This window comes from Pseudarthrobacter sp. NamE5 (genome assembly GCF_005796225.1).
Taxonomy (GTDB): domain Bacteria; phylum Actinomycetota; class Actinomycetes; order Actinomycetales; family Micrococcaceae; genus Arthrobacter.
Map to the genome: position 1 here is coordinate 142832 of NZ_VAHO01000001.1, position 19849 is coordinate 162680.

Genomic DNA, 19849 nt, shown 5'->3' on the forward strand with positions numbered 1-19849 from the left:
CTTAAGCCTGAGGGAACAACAGGGGTGGTTCCAGGAACTAGGCGGTCTGGCCCGCGTGCTGGCCCTCCGAGATTTCCTCGACCAGCTTGCCGTTGAAGGCAGGCAGATCGTGGGGGTTGCGGCTGGTCACCAGGCCCTGGTCCACCACCACTTCCTGGTCCGTCCAGCTGGCACCGGCGTTTTCCAGGTCCGTGCGCAGGGTGTGGTAGGAGGTGACGCTGCGGCCGCGCACCACCCCGGCATCGATGAGCAGCCATGGCCCGTGGCAGATAGAGGCCACCGGCTTGTGCTGTTCAAAGAAGTTCCGGGTAAAGGCCTGCGCGTCCTTGTCAACGCGCAGGTGGTCTGCGTTGACAACGCCGCCGGGAATGACCAGCGCATCGAAATCCGAGGCGTTGGCTTCCGCTGCAGTGAGGTCCACGTCGAAAGTATCGCCCTTCTCCGTGCCTTCGAATCCCTGGACCTTCCCGCCGGAGGGAGCGACCAGGGTTGGCACTCCGCCGGCGTCCTTCACGGCCTGCCACGGGCTGGTGAGCTCAATTTGCTCCACGCCGTCTGTCAGCAGGAACGCTACCTTCTTGCCGGAGATGTTGTTTTCTGACATTGTTCCTCCTCGCATGAAGCGGGCCGTGCGGGGGCGCAGAGCTTCCGCTTCGAGAGTTGTTTGCCTGACAGTTCCAGCCTAGGAAGACAGGAATTGATAAGCAAGCTGAGCATCGACACTAGGCCGGGCCTCCCCTGCTACTTGACCGAACCGGCAGTGAGCCCGTCCACGATGAACTTCTGCAGGTAGAGGAAAAGCAGGAGCACCAGGGTGGCGTGGCGCCAGCCGGGTTCCCGCCACCAGCGCCGGCCGCGCGGCCTCTCAACGCCGCTGAAGATCAAGGCAAGTTGTGCCGAACGGAAACGGTGAGACAAGTCACAACTGTAAGCGATTCCATTCTCCACGTTCAAGCCGTCCATGACTTTCGCGGTTCTTTGTGTTTGCTCGGTGGAAGCCGTTCCAATTTTCCCGCTGCGACGGCTACGATGACCTGATGACTACGACGCTTACCCCTGCTGGATCCGACGTATCCGACCTTCGGCTTGTGCCGGTCCACCCGGCCGACAGCGGCACCGAATGGTGGCGGTCCTCGGTGATCTACCAGATCTATCCCCGCTCGTTCCGTGACCTGAATGGCGACGGCAATGGCGATCTTCCTGGCATCACCGCGGAGCTGCACCAACTAGCCGCGCTCGATGTAGACGCCGTATGGCTGTCCCCGTTCTACGTCTCCCCGCAGCGGGACGGTGGCTACGACGTCGCTGACTACTGCGACGTCGATCCGGTCTTCGGCACCTTGGGTGACTTTGACGCGCTGGTTGCCCGGGCAGACTCGCTGGGCATCCGGGTAATCATCGACCTCGTGCCCAACCACTGCTCATCGGATCACGCACTGTTCCAGGCGGCGCTTCAGGCAGGACCGGGAAGCCCAGAGCGGGACATGTTCGTATTCCGGGACGGACGCGGCGAGGACGGCGAACTCCCGCCGAACAACTGGCAGTCCCACTTCGGCGGCCCGGCCTGGACGCGTATTACGGAGCCCTCCGGCGAGCCCGGTCAGTGGTACGTGCATCTCTTCGACTCCTCCCAGCCTGACTTCAACTGGGACAACCCGGCAGTGCATGCCGAATTCGAGCGCATCCTGCGGTTCTGGCTCAGCCGCGGTGTGGCCGGCTTCCGGGTGGACGTGGCCCACGCCCTGGTCAAGGCGGACGGCCTGCCGGACTGGCACGGACGGCCCGACGGCGGCAGCACCGATGACTACCCGGGCCACCTGGCGCCCATGTTCGGACAGCCCGGCATCCATGACATTTACCGCCAGTGGCGCAACGTCCTGGCCGAGTTCGACGGCGACCGCATCCTGTGTGCCGAAGCGAGCATCGACCCCCTGTCCCGCCTGACGAACTGGGTCATGCCGGACCAGATGCACCAGGCGTTCAACTTCGCCTACCTCGGCACGCCCTGGGATCCGGACCAGTTGCGGGCAGTCATCGAGAATTCACTCCGGATGTTCGATTCTGTGGGCGCACCCACCACCTGGGTGCTTTCAAACCATGACGTCGTCCGGCACGCCACACGCTTCGGCATCATTGAGCCTCCTACCCGCCCCGGTGACGGCCTGGGCGCCGGAGACGTCCAGCCAAATGCTGAGCTTGGCCTGCGGCGGGCCCTTGCGGCCTCCATGCTCATGCTTTCGCTGCCTGGCGGGGTTTACCTCTACCAGGGTGAAGAACTGGGCCTTCCCGATCACACCACCATGGATCACAGCTTCCGCCAGGACCCTTCGTTCCGGCGGACGGCTGGCGAACGGATTGGCCGTGACGGGTGCCGGGTGCCCCTCCCTTGGGAGGCGGACGCGCCGGCTTTCGGTTTTAACAGCACCGGCGAGTCCTGGCTGCCGCAGCCAGATGGCTGGGCCGCGCTGTCCCGGGATGCCCAGCGCCAGGACGAGTCCTCCGTTCTTTCAACGTACCGCCGGGCCCTGGTCCTCCGCCGTACCCTGAAGCTGGGTGCCGGATCCTTGGAATGGGCAGAAGGTACAGCTCCGCGCGATTGTGTGGCGTTTGTGAACAACGGCGTCCTGGTGATGCTGAACATGGGAGAGGCGACGATTGACCTCCCCCACCTGGAGATCCTCCTTGCCACGGACCCTGCGGCCGCTGACCAGCGTAAACTGGGTCCTGCGCAGTGCATCTGGCTGCGCATGGCGCCAAGCGGAGCATCAGAGGGTCAGTGGCAGGAATCAAGGATGTAGCCCGTTTGGCGGGGGTTTCACAGGCGACGGCGTCGCGGGCGTTAAGCGGCAAGGGCAGCGTTTCCTCCAAGGCGCGGGAGGCCGTAACCGCCGCAGCCAGCGAGCTGGGCTTCGTCATGTCCTACCATGCCTCGAGCCTGGCGAGCGGACGCAGCCACAACATTGGTGTGGTGCTGCCCTTCGTTAACAGGTGGTACTTTGCCACCCTGCTCGAGGGAGCCAATTCCGCCCTGATGGACGCCGGTTACGATCTCACGCTCTATGACTTCCAGGGCGACCGCTACCGGGAATCGGTGCTCGGGGACTTCCTGCTGCGCAAACGGCTCGACGGCGTCCTGGCGGTTTCCCTTCAGCTCAACTCCCACGAGACGGAGCAGATTCTTGCCGCCGGCATACCCGTGGTGGGCGTGGGCGGGCCGCTTCCCGGCATTCCCACCCTCCGCATCGACGATGTGGAGGTGGGCCGGCGGGCCACGAACCATCTGCTCAGCCTCGGCCACACCCGGGTGGCGCACGTGGGCGGCGAGCATGAGTACGGGAGGAACTTCCAGATCTCCAGCGGACGGCGTGCCGGCTACGAAGAAGCCATGGCAGCGGCTGGCCTGCCGGTCCGCGAGGCGTGGTCCCTGATCTCGGATTACTCGGCGAATGATGCCTACCGGGAGACGAAACAGCTGCTGGCGGACCCTGCCGAGCGGCCCACGGCCATCTTTTGCGCCTCTGACGAAATGGCGTTCGGCGCCATCCTGGCGGCCCGCGACCTGGGGCTGCGGATCCCTGACGAACTGTCCGTCATCGGTGTGGACGGGCACGAGATGGGCGAAATCCTGGGGCTCACCACCATTGACCAGATTCCGCGCAACCAGGGCATGCGGGCAGTGGAGCGCCTGCTTGCCCTGGTACAGGAGGACGGCAAGGCAGCGGGGCCGGCGGACGAGCTTATGCAGACCCGGCTTGTGGTCCGCTCAAGCACCTCCGCTCCCCGCACCCTCGACAGCAAGACCGCCTCCTAACCAGTCTGCGGCGTCGTCCTGCGGGACATTCACGCGGCGGATAGTGGCGGCAACGGGGGCCTTGTGCCGGTCCCCCTGTCCTGCTTTGATTCTCAAGCCCGATGGTGCTCGACCAGCCAACCCGCCATCTGCTGTGCGCGCCCGGCCGCCAGCATGTCACCTTCTGCGGCCTGAACGACGGAACCCTTCATGAGTACCAGCAAGGAACGGGCAAACTCATCCGGCCTCACCAGCCCGGCCTCTTCCGCCACCGCCTGGACGTGGCCGCGGATCTTGTCCAGATAAGCAATGCTGGCCTGTCCCAGGGGGTGTGCGGGTCCCATCTCCAACAGGACCCTAACGAACGAACAGGCCTCGAAGTCCTCCCGCAGGAACCATTCCCCGAACACGTCAAAAACGGCCAGCAGTTGTGCTGTGGGGGTGCTGCCCCGTCGGCGCGCCTCCGACAGGATCATATCCATCGTCCACTGCCTGTCCCGCTGTTCCAGGAACGCGAGGACCAGGGAATCCTTGGACGGGAAATGCCGGTAAAACGTGGCCTTGGCTACCCCGGAACGCTCGATCAGCTCGTTCACACCCACATCCCGCACGCCACGTTGGGAGAAGAGCTCATAGGCCACCGCCATAATCCGGTCAGCCGAACCGGCAGGAGCCATCAACGAGTCCGCCAAAGACTCGGAAGGCTGTGGGACTTTCGCCTCTGGACTCATAGCCCCCTCATTCTAACGCGGGGGGAAGACAGACTGGTCTTCCCCGCGGTAAAGTTTTTCCTGGCGCAGTGCTTTGGACGCCGTGCTTTAGACGCCGTAGAGGTCCCACCGGCCGCTTCGGACTGGTGCAAGGAGGCCCCGATGTCAGCAGAGCGGATGCTCAAAAGCGTCCCCTCGGACCCTGATCCGTGGATGCCCGCCGACACCCCTGACGACATCCGGCAGTTCGCCCTCGAGTCGCTCCGATGGCAAGCGCAGGAGATCATCGACGAAATACTCTGTGGCAAAGAACCCGGCGAAGAGCTTGCCAGGGCCAGGCTTCGCCGCTGCGTGGCAAGAAACCCCGGCCGCCCTGAACGTGCTCTACTGGAACAGCTCGTCACGAACCGGGACAGGACCGGCGTCTAGCGCGGTGACGCGCCGGGAAGCCTGCCCTCCAGCCCAAGCGTCAGGAACTGAGCGGCGTGTTGTCGATCAACCGCACAGGACCCACTTTGGCCGCAATGAGCGCTAGGCCTTCACCCCGGAAGGGTGTCTCCCGGCAGTTTTCCGCCAGCGGCTCCAGGGTGGCCGGATCCACTACGTCGAAGTAGTCGAGGGCCACCAGCGGCTGGGACTCCACCAGCGCCTGGGCTGACTCGAGGTCCAGGGGTTCCCGGGCGTGTGCCCGCTCCTCGAGCAGGCGAAGGGCCCGCGACAGCACCAAGGCCGCCTCCCGCTCCTCGGGCGACAGGAAGCGGTTGCGGCTGGACAGCGCCAGCCCGTCCGCCGCACGCACCGTGGGCACCCCGACAATCTCCACCGGAAAGTTCAGGTCAGCCACCATGCGCCGGACCAGTGCCAACTGCTGCGCGTCCTTTTGGCCGAAGTAGGCGCGGTAGGCGGGCAGCCCGCCGCCCGTCCCGTCACCTGCAGCCAGCCCGGCAGCGGGCAGGCCGTAGTGCAGGAGCTTGGCCACCACGGTCAGGGCACCGTCGAAGTGACCTGGCCGGGAGGCCCCCTCCCACTTCTCCCCCAAGCGCCCGGAGGTCACCCGCACCAGCGGCTCGCCGCCCGGATACACCTCATCAACGGACGGCGCAAAAACCAGGTCCACCCCTTCCCCGTCAAGCAGCGCCAGGTCGGCCTCCAGCGTGCGGGGATACCGGTCCAGGTCCACGGCGTCGCCAAACTGCAGGGGGTTTACGAAGATGGTGGCCACCACCACGTCGTTCTGTTCGACGGCGGCACGGGCCAGGGCGGCATGGCCCTCGTGGAGAGCGCCCATGGTGGGCACCAGCCCCTGCGACGTTCCACGCTTGCCAGCCAGTAGCCGTGCACCCTCAGAGTGAAGCTCCTGCACCGTGGTGACGAGTTTGACGGCCATCTTCAGTCCTCCTTGGGTTCCAGGGCGTGGCGCAGCCCCTCAAGCTGGCCGGCCTTCAGCAGTCCGCGCCCTTCAGCCCGCAAGGCTGTCGCCCGCGCCATGGCAAAATACGCCGCAAGCACGTCGCCGCGCCCGCCGCCGTCGAACTCCCGCAATGCCTCGGCATGCGCGGCAACGGTTCCCACGTCACCCCTCGCAACCGGACCGGTCAGCGCCGACTCCCCGGACGCCAGCGCGTTCTCCAGGGTGGCCCGCAGCAGCGGACCCAGCATGCGTGCCGGCAGCTCCACGCCTACCGAGCCGAGCAGCTCCGCAGCCTGCGCCACGAGCGTGACCAGGTGGTTGGACCCGTGTGCCAGGGCAGCATGGTAGAGCGTCCGGTCCGCCTCGGCGATAGCCACGGGTTCGGCGCCCATCTCCACCACCAGCGCCTGGGCGATGGGGAGCATCGCCGCGTCCGCCGTCACCCCGAACGTGCAGTCCAGCAGCCGCGTGAGGTCCAGGCTCATCCCCGTGAAGGTCATGGCCGGATGCAGTGCCAGCGGAACGGCGCCGGCGGCGCGGACCGGATGCAGGACGCCGACGCCGAAACGGCCCGACGTATGGGCCACCAGCTGGCCCGGCTGCCAGGCTCCCAGCTTGGCGAGCCCCTCCACCAGGCCAGGCAGGGCGTCGTCGGGCACGGCGAGCAGGACGAGTTCGGCGCGTTCCACAATGTCCTGCACTTCAAGGACGGGAACGCCGGGAAGGAGCGCTTCCGCCCGGTCCCGGCTTGCCTCGGAAACCGCGGACACCCCGATCACCGCGTGTTCGGCGGCGCGCAGGGCGGCACCAAGCACTGCCCCGACTTTTCCCGCGCCAATGATTCCGACGCCGAGGCGTCCGGGCTTAGCCATGCTGCCCGCCTTCCTGTTGGTGGGTGGTCGGGGCCGGCTCGGCCACCGGTACGGCTTCAGCTGCCGCCGGTGCTACCTGCCGGAGCCATTGTTCGGTGGTCTGCCGCTTCCTGGCCAGCCGGGCCCGTGCGGACTGTTCGTTGAAGAGCGTCCTGGCCTCGTCCACTCCGGCCTGGGTGAGGCGGGGCAGGACCGGCCCGGCCGTGGTGTGCAGGACGAGGTCCGCAACCCGGAACAGCCGTGCCAGCGGGCCCTGGTGCAGGGCCATGGACTGGGTGCGCTGGTGCGGCACCACCACGAGCTGCCGCCACCAGCGACCGGACCGCAGAAGCAGGGCAGTGTCCGTGGCGGCGAACCCGTTCCGGCGCCAGCTTAGCGGGGCCAGCCAGCGGGCCCGGCGCGGAGTGGTGACGAAGCCGCCGGCGGCATCCTGTCCGGTTAGCCCGGCACCAAAAACGACGGCGGGTTGCGGCGTGCCGGGGTCCGGGAGCACGAGGGAAAGCATGTTCATCACATCCGGAAGCGTTCCCACGGGCAGCAGGGTGGTGCGGGCCGATCCTTCCCCGGCGTTCTCCACCAGTCCGTACCCGGCCACGTTCACCTGTATCCGGTACCAGCCCAGCGGCCGCCAGAGCGGTGGCTGGGTGATCTTCACGGCCTGGATACGCCCGGGCGGCAGCGTCTGCGCCTGCGTGTCGAGCAGTCCGTACCGCAGCCGGATGCCGTCCGGCGAGATGGCGGCGGTGAAGTTGTATCCCTTGTTGAACAGGTTCCAGTAAGTGGCGGCCAGACCCAGCACTGCAGGGACGAGATACAGGTAGAAGGCGCTGCTTTCCGTGACCGCGGAAAGCAGCACCGATGCCACAGTGGCCGCCACCACGAAGACGCTCTGCCCGCTCAGCAGCAGCGAGCCGACAAGGCGCGACGGCGGCACCGCAAGTACCGGATATTCCGGCGCCTCGGGAGCGGCCACGCCTGGGTCTTCCGTTCCGGTGGTGACGCCGGCGGCGCGGGCGAGGATGGTGGCGCGGAGCTGCCGGGCGTCGTCCATTTTCAGGTAGGCCAGCCGCACCGCGGACTCGCCGGCGTCGGCCACCTCGAACTTGAGTTCTGCCAGCCCGAAGATCCTGGCCAACAGCGGCTGGACGATGTCGATGGCCTGGACCCGGTCCAGCCTGGCCTGGCGCTGCTGCCGGAAGAGGAACCCGGTATTGACGCGGACGTAGCCGCCCGCCACCTGGTACTTCGTGAAGTACCAGGTCAGGATGAAGCCCAGCACGGTGACCAGCAGGACAGCTCCGCCGCCGGCGAGCAACAGGGGCGCCCGGCCCGCGAGCTCCTCCTCGAAGACAGGCCGCCCTTGCAGGGAGCGCTCAAAGATGTCCCGGCCGAAAAAGAAGGCGATGGCTGCCAGGGCAACCCAGCCCCGCACGAACGGCGACGCCGGATGCACGCGCAGCCATTCGCCGTCGGACACTGTACCTTGTGCAGCAGGGGCCGGCGCGGGGTTTTCTGCAGCAGGGGCGGGCGCGGCTGGATGGGACTGGCCCGGCTGTGTCCCGGGATCCGGAAACCGCCCGTCTGCCGTCACAGCCCTGCCAGCCTGGCTTCGCCCCGGGCCGCAAGCTGCTCGCGAAGCCGGGCCCCCTCGGCGGCGGGAAGGCCGGGAATCTGGGCGTTGGTGCCGGGTGATGCCGTATGCAGTTTAAGGGTGCACAGGCCCAGTCCGCGCTCCACCGGCCCCACGCTGATGTCGACGTACTGCATGCGTCCATAGGGAACGGCCATGGTGCGCTGGAAGAAGATGCCGGTCCTGATCAGGAGGTCATCGTCCCGCTCGGCATAGCCGATGGCACGGACCTGCCGCGGTATCAGCACCAGCCGCCAGAGGGCAACCACCAGCATTACGGCAGGTACGGTGACGGCCAGCCAGAGCGGCGGCCATACCCACACATCTGCCAGGACAAGCATCAGCGGCAGGGAGAGAACCAGAACGGATACCAGGTTTCCCAGCACCCACTGCACCAACCTCACAGTGATGTACTTGGGCGAAACCCGCTCCCAGTCGATGCCGGGAGGATCAATCGCCTCGGTACGCATATTCGCCCTCCCCAGCGGCCTCACCGGGCACAGCGCGGCCGGACGTCCCGTCAATACCCTTGGTGTCGCCGTCTTCGGGCGGGATTTTGCAGAACCGTTCCACCAGCAGGCCCACCACGATCATTACCAGCCCCCCACCGGCCATGGCCAGTGCAAGCCAGGTGATGCCCTGGTCGCTGCGCAGGCTCCAGATGCGCAGCTGGTCCAGGAAGATGCCCACATGCCACCCCAGCAGCACCGTCCCGGCATAGGCACAGGCCTGGGCAAGCACCAATGTCCGGGCGGCAAGCAGCGGGTCAAGCACGGTCTTCTTTTTGGTGCTGTCTTTGAGGCTGTTCCGCCACCGCAGGACCCTGATGCCAAGGATCAGGGTAATGGTGACTATCACGCCCATGGTGGCCAGGGCCGTCGCCGGAAGGACCGGGGTGGCCATGCTGTACCGGCTGGTGACGACAGTGGCGGACCAGCCCGCCACGGCCAGGATGAAACCGATCAGCAGGAGGCGCAACGGATTGATGGGCTTCATCGCTCCTCCACTGCCCCGGCCGTGGGCATTCCGTCGAAGTCGCCGAAGCCGTCGAAGGGAACAAGATCACCGAAATCATCTGCCCTGGCCGCCAGTATGCTGACGCGTTCCCCGTCCAGCGTGGCGGCAGGTTCAATGAGCGACCATGGGTAGAGCACGAAGGCGCGGCCGGCGGCCCGGGGATGCGGAAGGGTGAGGACCGGATCATCGCTGCGGAGGTCGCCGTAGGTGATGATGTCCACGTCCAGGGTGCGCGGTCCCCAGCGCACCTCCCGCACGCGGTGGTGCTTGTTCTCCACCACCTGGCAGTGTTCCAGGAGCTCCCGCGGGGACAGGCTGGTTTCCACGGTGATGACCATGTTCAGGAAGTCCGGCTGGCCGGGGGGCCCGCCCACGGCTTTGGTCTGCACGACGGGAGAGACAGCCAGCAACCGCACCTCGGGCGGATCCACGAGGTCTGCCACGGCCTCGGTCAGGGTGTCATTGCGTTCACCCAGGTTGCTGCCGAGGGCAAGGACCGCCTTGGTATAGCCGGTGTTCATGGCCCCTCCCTCTCAGCTGGTTCCTCCGCGTTGCTGCGTGCACGGTGGACGGTGACGGCCACATCGCCGAAGGGAACCTCGATGGGCGCCTGCGGCTTGTGCACGGTGATGTCCACGGCCTGGAGCCGGAATTCGCTGAGCAGGCTGTTCGCGATCCGCACGGCCAGCGCCTCGATGAGGTTCAGCGGCTCGCCGGAGATCCATTGGGTTATACGCTGTGCCACCTCGCCGTAGTGCGCAGTGTCCCGGACGTCGTCGGACTCCGCCGCCTTGGTGAAGTCGAGGTAAAGCACAGCGTCCACAACAAAAGGCTGGCCCTCGCGGCGCTCGAAATCAAACACGCCGTGATGGCCGACGGCGGTCACACCGCTCAGCGTAATCCTGTCCATGGGTCCCCCGGCCCTACTGGTTTTTGGGTAATGCAGCCATGCGCGCGGCAACCTTGACGGCATCAAGGCTGAACCCGACGTCGTGCACGCGGACGGCCCAGGCACCGCGGTAGGCGCTGATGGCAGTGACGGCGGCGGTGGCCGCGTCTCGCTCCTCAGGGGCAGCGGATTTCCCGGCCACCGCCAGCAGGGTGCCGAGGAAGCGCTTGCGTGAGGCGCCCACCAGAATCCGGTGGCCGAGGCTGTCCAGCTGGTCAAGGTTCTGCAGGAGCTCCCAGTTCTGGGCGTCGTTCTTGGCGAACCCCAAACCGGGGTCCACGATGATCTGCTCCTGGCTGACGCCCGCTGCGTACAGCTTGTCCCGGACGCCGGCGAGCTCCGCCACCACTTCCGCCGCCACATCCTTGTATTCGGCGAGCGAGTTCATGGTGCGCGCGTCCCCCCGGCGGTGCGTGAGGACGTACGGGACCTCGGCGGACGCCACGAGCTCAGCCATCTCCGGCTCCATGCTGAGGCCCGAAATGTCGTTGATGATGGCGGCACCGGCTTTCAGGGCGGCGGCGGCCGTGGAGGCATGGGTGGTGTCAATGCTGACCAACGCACCGGCTTTCACCAGTGCCTCGATCACGGGAAGGACCCGCCGCTGTTCCTCTTCCGGGCTGACGTCCTCGGCGCCGGGGCGGGTGGATTCACCGCCGACGTCGATGATGTCCGCACCGGCGTAGAACATCCGCAGCCCTGCCGCGATTGCTGAATCCGCCGTCGAGTGCTTGCCACCGTCGCTGAACGAATCGGGGGTGACGTTCAGGATGCCCATGACCAGGGTGCGGCCAGTGGGAAGGTCTTCGAAGCGGGCCGCCGGGCGCGGCTTGCGCAGGACGGGCAACGGTGAGGTTGCCGGTCCGGTTCCCGGGGCTGCAGCTAGTGAATCCATGGTCTGATGGTTACCTTCCGAGGATGAGGCTCATGGCTTCGGCACGGGTGGCCGGGTCATGAAGCTGCCCGCGGACCGCGCTGGTGACGGTCTTCGCTCCGGGCTTGCGGATACCGCGCATTGACATGCACATGTGTTCGCATTCGATAACGACGATCGCGCCACGCGGCTTGAGGTGGCGGACCAGCGCTTCGACAATTTCCGTGGTGAGCCGCTCCTGGACCTGGGGGCGGCGCGCGTAGATGTCCACGAGCCGGGCCAGCTTGCTCAGCCCGGTGACCTTTCCGTCATGCGAAGGGATGTAGCCCACGTGGGCGGTCCCGTGGAACGGCACCAGGTGGTGCTCGCAGGTGGAGTAGAACGGGATGTCCTTGACCAGGACCAGTTCCTCGTGGTCCAGGTCGAAGGTGGTGGACAGGACATCTGCGGGGTCGTGGTGCAGCCCGGCAAACACCTCTGCGTAGGCCTTGGCCACCCGCTTGGGGGTATCGATGAGGCCGCCCCGGTCCGGGTCCTCGCCGATGGCCAGGAGGATTTCACGGACGGCTGCCTCAATCCGGGGCCGGTCCACTTTCTGGTGCTTTGTATGGTGGGCGCCGCCCTCCGCCGGGTATACGGCGGAGGCGGGAACGTCGTCGTCGTCGAAGTGGGTCACGTATGAAAGCTTAGCCGCGGAGGGCGTCGGGCCCCGAGTCGGTGACCCCGCCCTTGAAAGGTACGTCCTCCGGAACTCCCTGCGGGTGTGGCGGGTTCGCGTCCAGCGGCTCGTCCAGCCGGGCCTGCTTGGCCTCTTCCTGGGCTTCGCGTTCCGCGCGTTCGCGGCGAGTTTCCACAGGACCGGTCATCTGCACTGGGCGGGTCTCCTTGGACAGCCACACTTCACGGAAGTCGCGCTTGCGGATGTCCCTGAAGATGTCAGCGATCTCAGCCTGGTTCAGGGTTTCGCGTTCCAGCAGCTCCAGTGCAAGACGGTCCAGCACGTCCCGGTTCTCGGTGAGGATGGCGTAGGCCTCGTCATGGGCCTGGTCGATGAGGCGGCGCACTTCCTCGTCCACCACATAGGCAATCTGGTCCGAGTAGTTGCGCTCGTGCCCGGCGTCGCGGCCCAGGAACGGCTCGCCGCCGCCCTGGCCCAGGCGGACAGCACCCACCCGCTCGCTCATGCCGTATTCAGTGACCATTTTGCGTGCGGTGCCGGTGGCCTTCTCGATGTCGTTGGAGGCACCGGTGGACGGGTCATGGAAGACGATCTCTTCGGCGACGCGGCCGCCCATGGCGTAGGCCATCTGGTCCAGGAGTTCGTTACGGGTCACCGAGTACTTGTCGTTGTCCGGGACCACCATGGTGTAGCCCAGGGCCCGGCCGCGGGGCAAGATGGTGATTTTGGTGACCGGGGCCGAGTTCCGCAGCGCTGCCGCCACCAGGGCGTGGCCGCCTTCGTGGTAGGCGGTGATCTTGCGCTCGTGCTCCTTCATGACGCGGCTGCGCTTCTGGGGGCCGGCCATGACGCGGTCGATGGCTTCGTCCAGCGCCCGGTCGTCGATGAGGTTTGCGTTGGAGCGTGCGGTCAGCAGTGCGGCCTCGTTCAGGACGTTGGCAAGGTCGGCGCCCGTGTACCCGGGCGTCTTCTTGGCCACGGCCTTCAGGTCCACGCCGGGTGCCATCGGCTTGCCCTTGGCATGCACCTGCAGAATCTGGTCGCGGCCGATCATGTCCGGCGCTTCCACGCCGATCTGGCGGTCAAAGCGGCCGGGACGCAGCAGCGCGGGGTCCAGCACGTCGGGACGGTTGGTGGCTGCGATGAGGATGACGTTGGTCTTGACGTCGAAGCCGTCCATCTCCACCAGGAGCTGGTTCAGCGTTTGCTCGCGCTCGTCATTACCACCGCCGATGCCGGCACCGCGGTGGCGGCCGACAGCGTCGATTTCATCAACGAAGATGATGGCCGGGGAGTTGGCCTTGGCCTGCTCGAAGAGGTCGCGGACGCGGGAGGCGCCGACGCCGACGAACATTTCCACGAAGTCCGAGCCGGAGATGGAGAAGAAGGGAACGCCGGCTTCACCCGCAACGGCGCGGGCCAGGAGGGTCTTACCGGTGCCGGGAGGGCCGTACAGCAGCACACCCTTGGGGATTTTGGCGCCCACGGCCTGGAACTTGGCCGGCTCCTGGAGGAACTCCTTGATCTCCTGCAGCTCTTCCACGGCTTCGTCGGATCCTGCGACGTCGGCAAACGTCACCTGCGGCATGTCCTTGCTGACCATTTTGGCCTTGGACTTGCCGAACTGCATGATTTTGGACCCGCCGCCCTGCATGCGGGTCATGAGGAACCAGAACAGGGCGCCGAGGAGGATGACGGGGATCAGGAGGGAGAGCAGGCCGGAGAACCAGTTGCTTTCGATGGGCTGGTCGGTGTAGCCCTGGGCAGGCTTGGCGTCGGTGACGGCCTTAACCACGTCCTCGGCGCGGGCGTCAACGAAGAAGAACTGGACGCTCTTGCCCTTGTCCTGGCCGTCCAGCTGCAGGTTTTCCCTCAGGGTGAGGTCAACGCGGTTCTCGCCGTCGAAGATCTTTGCCTGTTCGACGTTGTTGCCGGCAAGCAGTTCAAGGCCCTTGTCAGTATCGATCCGGGCCGCACCACCCGGGGCCAGCGTTGCAAAGGCCACCAGGAGCAGACCGACCACGACGACGATCCAGATGCCTGGGCCTTTGAAAAAGTTCTTAGCTTTCATCTGTTCGGGGGCTGGCCCCGTCCCTTCTGGTAGTGCTGCACGGCGAGTAGTCTGCGCGCGTGATGGTGCTGCGTCAGCTTCTAGCTATACACCGTCCGGAGTAGATCACGCATGATGGAAGGCAAAAGTTCCCTGTGGGCGTAGCCCTGCCTCCCGGGTGCCGGCGGCGGACGGCCTGCCTCGCGCAGCAGGTTCTATGCCATCAATTTTAGTCCCGCGGCCCGGCGACGGATGCCCTGCTCACGACCGGACATGGCAAGAGCATGGCCTCCGGTCCCGTGTGCTCTGCGGGAAGCTTTCCTTCGACCATGTCCACCAGCCTTTCAGCTGCCCAGGCTCCCATCCCGTAGTGCGGCAGCGCCACGGTTGTGAGGCCTGGGTAAAGGCCGGCGGCAATGAGTTCCTGGTCGTCGAACCCCACCACGGAGAGGTCCGCCGGGATGGACAGGCCCAGCTCTGCCGCCGCCCGGTAGGCCCCCATGGCCATCCTGTCGTTGTAGCAGAACAGGCCCGACGGCGGGTTGCTACCGGCGAGGATCCGGCAGGCCGCTTCGTAGCCGCCCCGTGCGTCCGGCGCCGCTGCCTCCACAGGCGCTGCGCCGCCGTCGAGCCCGGCGTTGGTGAGGGCGTCCCGGAAACCCCGCAGCCGCCCGTGGGTGGACGGCACATCCTCTGTGTTGTTCAGGTAAGCAATGCGCGTGTGCCCGGCGCTAAGGAGGATGTCGACGGCGGCGCGGGCGCCTCCGTACTGGTCCGGCACCACGGAGGCCAGGCCATGGCCGGGGCTGACGGCGTCCACCAGGATTGCCGGGACCTTGGCCAGGCCTGCGGGGGCGTGCACGGTGCGGTGGTACATCGTGGCGTAGAGGATGCCGTCCACCTGCCGCTCCAGGAGCGCTCGAACGTCCGCCTCCCGGGACGTGCTGCTTGCCGTCCCGAAGGTGTTGATGACCATGAGCGTGTAGCCCCGGGCCCGGGCAGCCTCGTCGGCGCCCAGAATGATGCGGCCGGCGTGCGGGGTGGTGGCAATATCCTCACTCACCAGTCCGAGGATTCCGCTGCGCCGGCTCCGCAGCGCCTGCGCCAGCCGGTTGGGGCCGTACCCCAGCTCCTCTGCAGCAGTTCTGACCTTGCTGCGCGTCTCGGGGCTGACCCGCGCGTATGCGGCGTCGTTCAGGACATGCGAGACGGTGGTGACGGAAACTCCGGCCGCCAGTGCCACATCCTTGATGCCAATGTTCCTGCCCAAGGCGGGTGGGAGGCAGCCTACTCGTAAACGTGCGGCGCCAGGGTGCCCACGAAGTCCAGGTTGCGGTACTTCTCGGCGTAGTCCAGGCCGTAACCCACCACGAACTCGTTGGGAATGTCGTAGCCCACGTACTTAACGTCGATCTCCACCTTGGCGGCGGTGGGCTTGCGGAAGGCGGTGCAGATCTCCACCGACGCCGTGCCGCGGGATTCCAGGTTGGTCTTGAGCCAGGACAGGGTAAGGCCGGAATCGATGATGTCCTCGACGATCAGCACGTCCTTGCCCATCAGGTCCGTGTCCAGGTCCTTCAGGATGCGGACAACCCCGGAGGACTGGGTGCCGGAGCCGTAGGAGGACACCGCCATCCAGTCCATGGAAATGTGGCTGTGGAGCGCCCGGGCCAGGTCGGCCATGACCATCACCGCACCCTTTAGCACGCCCACGATCAGGATTTCGCGGCCCTCGTAGTCCTTGTCGATCTGGGCAGCAAGTTCGGTAATCCGCTGCTGGATCTGTTCCTTGGTGTAGAGAACGTGCTTGAGGTCTGCCTGGACGTCGTTTGAATCCACCAATGGCTCCTGTGTAGATGCGGGGTGCGACTATTTTGCGGACGGCTTTTGAGGCCGGAATACTAGCTTCCCACAGCGCGCCCCTTCGCGGGGAACGGGCTCTGCTTCATCAGCCGCCGCCGGGCGGCCTGTGGCCCCGGCTGCTTCGAGCTCTGCCAGCGAGAGCCGGTAGACGCTCACCCCGCCCGGCAGTTGAACGGGACCTGCGGATCCCTGCCGCAGCAGCAGCGCCTCCGCCGCCAGAAGGCGCTGGTAAGTGGGCTGCTGGCCTCCGACGTCGGCCGCCGCCTTGGCGATGACCCGGAACCTGATGGCAGGGGCAAGGGCGCGCAACGATTCCTCGGGAAGGCTTAGTTCCCGGCCGTTCCGCTCCACCAGCGCAGCGAAGGTGCTTTCCGCCACGTCCTCGAGGTAATCGGCGTCCAGTTGCAGGATGGAAGCGGTCCGGGCAAGCGATTCGGCGACCCCGGGCCCCAGTTTTTCCTCCAAGTGCGGAAGCACTTCGACGCGCGTGCGCGAACGTGCGAAGGACGGGTCCGAGTTGGTGGGATCGTGCCAGGGATTCAGCTCCTCCACCGCGCAGATCTCTTCCGTGTCCGCCCTGCGGAGCCCGAGGAAGGGCCGCAACAGCTTTCCGCGGGCGGGCCTCATTCCGGCGAGGGAGCGGGTGCCGGAGCCGCGTGCGAGGCCCAGCAGCACCTGCTCAGCCTGGTCGTCCAGGGTATGCCCCAGCAAAATGGCATCGGCACCCTGCGCGGCGGCGGCTGCTTCCAGCGCTTCGTGCCGGACTTGCCGGGCGGCTGCCTCCGGACCCATGCCGACGCTTGCCACGGTGACGGACCGGACCTCCACGGGGGCCAGGCCCAGGTCGCGCAGGACCTCCGCGGTTTTCGCCGCTACCCGGGCAGACCCTTCCTGCAGCTGGTGGTCCACCACCACCGCGCCCACTGATACGGGATGCCCGTCAACGTGGCCGCGCCGGGCGAAGTATGCGGCCACCGCGGCCAGGGCCAGGGAATCCGGGCCGCCGCTGCAGGCAACCACGACGTGTCGCGGATAGCCTCCCTTGGCCAGGGCGTCCTGCACTGCTTTGCGCGCCGTGCCAACGACGGGTGCCAGCCTTCCGGGCCGCCGCCGGCCGCTGGGAACACTGCTGTCCTTGCCACCGTGACCGCCACCGCGACCGACGCTAAGAGCAGTGCCAGTTACGCCGGAGGCCGCGTCAGGTGATGTGCTGTGCGGCAATCAGTGTCCCATCCGCTCAAGCCACAGCTTGGCGTCGTGGATCTCCGGCTCCGTCGGCAGGTTGTCTGCCGACTCCCAGACCTTGTTGAAGCCTTCCATGCCCGCCACATCCACCACCGCACGCACGAACCTGGCGCCGTCCGAGTACTGCCGCATTTTTGCGTCCAGGCCCAGCAGGCTGCGGATGAACTTCTCAATCACGCCGCGGTCCTTGCCACGGTCATTGAACCGCTGCCGGATGGTTTTCACCGACGAGATGATGCTGGCATCCACGGCGTCCATCACCACGTTGGCGTGGCCTTCGAGGAGGCTCATCACGGCAGTGAGATGGGAGATGGCGGCTTTCTCCTCGGGATCCTGGAGGAGGTCCAGGATGGCGCCGCGGCCGGGGGTGGTTCCGGAGGCGGTCCGGTCCTTCAGTGAGCGGGCGGCCGCGGTGGCACGCTCCATCAGCGAATCGACGTTCCCCAGGAGGTGGACGCTGAGCTGGTCGATCTGTTCGAGCATGTGCTGCCGCAGCCAGGGTGCCGCAGCGAACTGCACGCGGTGGGTCTGCTCGTGCAGGCATACCCAGAGTCGGAAGTCCTCGGGGGTGACGTTGAGTTCGCGCTCGACGGCTAAGATGTTGGGCGCCACAAGCAGGAGCCTGCCGCCGGATGGGGCGTTGGAGCCTTCAGCGAGCGCAGCGAAGGGGTCGTACTGGCCCAGGACCTTGCTGGCCAGGAATGCCAGGACGGCGCCGAGCTGGCTGCCGGTGATGGCCCCGCTGACGCTGGCGGCGGTGGGGCTGAGGGTGCCGTGCCTGTTTTCCACCATCTTTTCCATGGCGGGCTTGAGCATGACTGCGAAGCTCTGGGTGTTGGCCTTGGCCCAGGACGCCCGGTCCACTACCAGCACGGTGGAGTCGCGAAGGTCGCGCGCCGCTTCCAGTCCCGTGATGTGGTGCACGTGCTCCACAGAGACATCGGCGAGCCGACGCAGGCTGTCCACGGCCTCGCTGATGGCGGCCTGATTGAGTGCCGGCCCGGCAGGAGCCAGGCGCGCGGCGGTGGAGGCGGCGAGGTCCCAGTTGATCAGGGACTGCGCCGAGGCGGACAACGTCTGGGCTGACGACTCGCGTGTGGGCTCCATGGTCCCATCAGAACACAGAGAGCTGGGGATAGTCCTTAAGTTCGCTGACCGGCGAACCACTACTGCCAACGGTGGTCAGGACCGGGGACACCTAGCGGCAGCCGCAGCCGGCGAGCACGGTGGCGGCCCGGTCCAGCGCTTCCTTGTTTCCTGCCGCTCCGGGAGTGAGTCCGTTGCCGATGAACGAAAAGACCAGGAGCCTGCCGTCGGCATCCACCACGTAGCCGCTGAGCGCAAGCACACTGTTCAGCGTGCCGGTCTTGGCTCGCACCAGCCCTGCTCCCGCTGCAGTGGCCTCGCCCGCATACCTCGTGTCCAGGGTGCCGGTGAGGCCGGCCACCGGGAACCCGTCCAGGGCAGCGCGGAGCCTGGTGTCCGTACCGGTGGTGATGAGTCGGACCACCTCGGAGAACAGACGCGCCGGGACGCGGTTGCCCATGGCCAGCCCGCACACGTCCACCAGCTGCACAGCGTCTCCACTGAGGCCGGCTTCGGTAAGCTGCGCCCGGACAGCGGCCGTTGCGCCATCGTTGCTGCCCGGCAGGCCCTCAGCGAGGGCCGTGAGCCGGCCCAGGGCTTCCGCAAGGTAGTTGTCGGAGTCCCGCAGCATCAGGTTCACCTGCTCCGCGACGGTGGCGGACTGCACTTCCGCGAGCACTGGCACCTCGGCGGAGCCCTCCCCTTGGCGGCTGTCTGTTGCCGGACTTCCAGCCGCGGCAGGCTCCGGTGAACGTTCGACGGCGGCTGCCACAGTGAGTCCCGCAGCGGCGCCCGCGTCCCGCAGCCGGGCAGCGAATTCCCCCGCAACGGTCATCGCCGAATCCTGGGGACGGGGCCCGGTGGTGACGGCGGAGTGGTACCGGCCTGAGTTCAGCGCCAGCGGGAACACCGGCGCCACCTCGCCCGCTGCCACATCACCGCTCTCCCACGCCGGGTTCAGCGCGGGGCCGGAAAAGAGGGAGTCATCCACTAGGACTCTGATCTCCCCCGACGTTCCCTCTGCCTGCAGGGCGGCCACTGTTTCCGCAGCCAGGGTGGCCAGCCCGGCGTGGCCCAGCACCTGCTCCCGGTTCGACCCGCCTGCACCAAGGAGGACGTCGCCGCCGCCCACCAGCACCACCTGTCCCGGGGCCGGTCCCGTAACCACGCTGGTGGTGAAGCGGTGCTCGGGACCCAGGGTCCGCAGGGCCGCAACTGCCGTCAGCAGCTTCATGTTGGACGCTGGAACCCGGTGCTCGGAACCGCCGCGGTCGAACAGGACCTGGCCGCTCAGTGCATCCTGCACCGTCCCGGTAAAGTCTCCGCCGCCGTCGGCCTTCAAGAGCGGGTCCAGCTGAGCAGTGACGGCTGCGTGCGCTGGAAGGTTAGCGGCAGCACTGAGTGCGGGGAGGCCTTCATGGGCGGAGAGCGTGGCGGGGGCCTGCTGCCAGGCAGGTGCAGGCGGGGCGGGGGCGGGAGGTTCGGGGCCGAGGAAACCCGGGGCCACCAGCAACGCCGCCGGCACGGCAAGGATGAGCAGGAGCGCCGTCAGCACGACGTTCGGCCAGACCCTCCACAGGCTGGCGCCTGCGCTCGCCGCCGCCTGCCGCGCACGGGCAAGCCACTGATCCTTGCCGCTTGTTGTGGTCATGCCGGTGCCGGTCCTCAAGTCC

General features: G+C 66.9%; 21 protein-coding genes. 3 read left to right on the top strand and 18 right to left on the bottom strand.

Annotation, left to right across the window (positions count from 1 at the left end):
* Positions 1 to 37: 37 nt before the first annotated feature.
* On the bottom strand, positions 38 to 604 hold the full coding sequence (locus tag FDW84_RS01875) for a type 1 glutamine amidotransferase domain-containing protein (RefSeq protein WP_138606010.1): 567 nt from the start codon (positions 602 to 604) through the stop codon (positions 38 to 40).
* A gap of 137 nt (positions 605 to 741) precedes the next feature.
* Entirely contained in the window at positions 742 to 918 is a 177-nt protein-coding gene (locus FDW84_RS19150; RefSeq protein WP_171046606.1) for a hypothetical protein, read from the bottom strand.
* Between the two features lie 119 nt (positions 919 to 1037).
* Between FDW84_RS19150 and FDW84_RS01880 the strand changes: the two genes are divergently transcribed.
* Both FDW84_RS01880 and FDW84_RS01885 read left to right on the top strand, forming a co-directional pair.
* Positions 1038 to 2798, top strand: a complete 1761-nt coding sequence (locus FDW84_RS01880) for a glycoside hydrolase family 13 protein (protein WP_138606012.1) — start codon at positions 1038 to 1040, stop codon at positions 2796 to 2798.
* On the top strand, positions 2777 to 3811 hold the full coding sequence (locus FDW84_RS01885) for a LacI family DNA-binding transcriptional regulator (RefSeq protein ID WP_138606014.1): 1035 nt from the start codon (positions 2777 to 2779) through the stop codon (positions 3809 to 3811). The genes FDW84_RS01880 and FDW84_RS01885 overlap by 22 nt, the downstream gene beginning before the upstream one ends.
* A 92-nt stretch (positions 3812 to 3903) precedes the next feature.
* Here FDW84_RS01885 and FDW84_RS01890 read toward each other — a convergent pair whose 3' ends face one another.
* The gene (locus FDW84_RS01890) at positions 3904 to 4521 is read right to left on the bottom strand and encodes a TetR/AcrR family transcriptional regulator (protein ID WP_138606017.1); all 618 of its coding nucleotides are present in this window, start codon (positions 4519 to 4521) and stop codon (positions 3904 to 3906) included.
* A gap of 141 nt (positions 4522 to 4662) precedes the next feature.
* Here FDW84_RS01890 and FDW84_RS01895 point away from each other — a divergent pair, with 141 nt between their 5' ends.
* Entirely contained in the window at positions 4663 to 4929 is a 267-nt protein-coding gene (locus FDW84_RS01895; RefSeq protein WP_138606019.1) for a hypothetical protein, read from the top strand.
* A 40-nt stretch (positions 4930 to 4969) separates the two neighbouring features.
* Here FDW84_RS01895 and panC read toward each other — a convergent pair whose 3' ends face one another.
* The 15 genes from panC to dacB form a co-directional block, all read right to left on the bottom strand.
* Positions 4970 to 5887, bottom strand: a complete 918-nt coding sequence (gene panC, locus FDW84_RS01900; RefSeq protein ID WP_138606021.1) for a pantoate--beta-alanine ligase — start codon at positions 5885 to 5887, stop codon at positions 4970 to 4972.
* 2 nt (positions 5888 to 5889) lie between these two features.
* Positions 5890 to 6783, bottom strand: coding sequence for a Rossmann-like and DUF2520 domain-containing protein (locus tag FDW84_RS01905; RefSeq protein ID WP_138606023.1), 894 nt, complete (start codon positions 6781 to 6783; stop codon positions 5890 to 5892).
* The gene (locus FDW84_RS01910) at positions 6776 to 8260 is read right to left on the bottom strand and encodes a PH domain-containing protein (RefSeq protein ID WP_240721326.1); all 1485 of its coding nucleotides are present in this window, start codon (positions 8258 to 8260) and stop codon (positions 6776 to 6778) included. Before FDW84_RS01910 ends, FDW84_RS01905 begins: the two co-directional genes overlap by 8 nt.
* 110 nt (positions 8261 to 8370) lie before the next feature.
* Positions 8371 to 8883 (bottom strand): PH domain-containing protein, encoded by a 513-nt coding sequence (locus tag FDW84_RS01915; RefSeq protein ID WP_138606027.1) that lies wholly within the window; start codon positions 8881 to 8883, stop codon positions 8371 to 8373.
* Positions 8864 to 9409 (bottom strand): DUF3180 domain-containing protein, encoded by a 546-nt coding sequence (locus tag FDW84_RS01920; RefSeq protein WP_138606029.1) that lies wholly within the window; start codon positions 9407 to 9409, stop codon positions 8864 to 8866. Before FDW84_RS01920 ends, FDW84_RS01915 begins: the two co-directional genes overlap by 20 nt.
* Positions 9406 to 9951: a 2-amino-4-hydroxy-6-hydroxymethyldihydropteridine diphosphokinase gene (folK, locus tag FDW84_RS01925; RefSeq protein WP_138606031.1), complete on the bottom strand. Its 546-nt coding sequence runs from the start codon at positions 9949 to 9951 to the stop codon at positions 9406 to 9408. The genes FDW84_RS01920 and folK overlap by 4 nt, the downstream gene beginning before the upstream one ends.
* Positions 9948 to 10340, bottom strand: coding sequence for a dihydroneopterin aldolase (folB, locus tag FDW84_RS01930; RefSeq protein ID WP_138606033.1), 393 nt, complete (start codon positions 10338 to 10340; stop codon positions 9948 to 9950). The genes folK and folB overlap by 4 nt, the downstream gene beginning before the upstream one ends.
* Before the next feature lie 13 nt (positions 10341 to 10353).
* On the bottom strand, positions 10354 to 11274 hold the full coding sequence (folP, locus tag FDW84_RS01935) for a dihydropteroate synthase (RefSeq protein WP_138606034.1): 921 nt from the start codon (positions 11272 to 11274) through the stop codon (positions 10354 to 10356).
* A 10-nt stretch (positions 11275 to 11284) separates the two neighbouring features.
* Entirely contained in the window at positions 11285 to 11929 is a 645-nt protein-coding gene (folE, locus tag FDW84_RS01940) for a GTP cyclohydrolase I FolE (protein ID WP_138606036.1), read from the bottom strand.
* Between the two features lie 10 nt (positions 11930 to 11939).
* A complete protein-coding gene (ftsH, locus tag FDW84_RS01945; RefSeq protein WP_138606038.1) occupies positions 11940 to 14003 on the bottom strand; it encodes an ATP-dependent zinc metalloprotease FtsH in 2064 nt (687 codons plus the stop codon).
* A 208-nt stretch (positions 14004 to 14211) separates the two neighbouring features.
* A complete protein-coding gene (locus tag FDW84_RS01950) occupies positions 14212 to 15252 on the bottom strand; it encodes a LacI family DNA-binding transcriptional regulator (RefSeq protein ID WP_171046611.1) in 1041 nt (346 codons plus the stop codon).
* Positions 15253 to 15269: 17 nt separating this feature from the next.
* A complete protein-coding gene (gene hpt, locus FDW84_RS01955; RefSeq protein WP_041651844.1) occupies positions 15270 to 15821 on the bottom strand; it encodes a hypoxanthine phosphoribosyltransferase in 552 nt (183 codons plus the stop codon).
* 30 nt (positions 15822 to 15851) lie between these two features.
* Positions 15852 to 16907 (bottom strand): tRNA lysidine(34) synthetase TilS, encoded by a 1056-nt coding sequence (gene tilS, locus FDW84_RS01960; RefSeq protein ID WP_138606493.1) that lies wholly within the window; start codon positions 16905 to 16907, stop codon positions 15852 to 15854.
* A 159-nt stretch (positions 16908 to 17066) separates the two neighbouring features.
* Positions 17067 to 18197, bottom strand: a complete 1131-nt coding sequence (locus FDW84_RS01965) for a zinc-dependent metalloprotease (protein WP_138606040.1) — start codon at positions 18195 to 18197, stop codon at positions 17067 to 17069.
* Between the two features lie 91 nt (positions 18198 to 18288).
* Positions 18289 to 19827: a D-alanyl-D-alanine carboxypeptidase/D-alanyl-D-alanine endopeptidase gene (dacB, locus tag FDW84_RS01970; protein WP_138606042.1), complete on the bottom strand. Its 1539-nt coding sequence runs from the start codon at positions 19825 to 19827 to the stop codon at positions 18289 to 18291.
* Positions 19828 to 19849 lie beyond the last annotated feature (22 nt).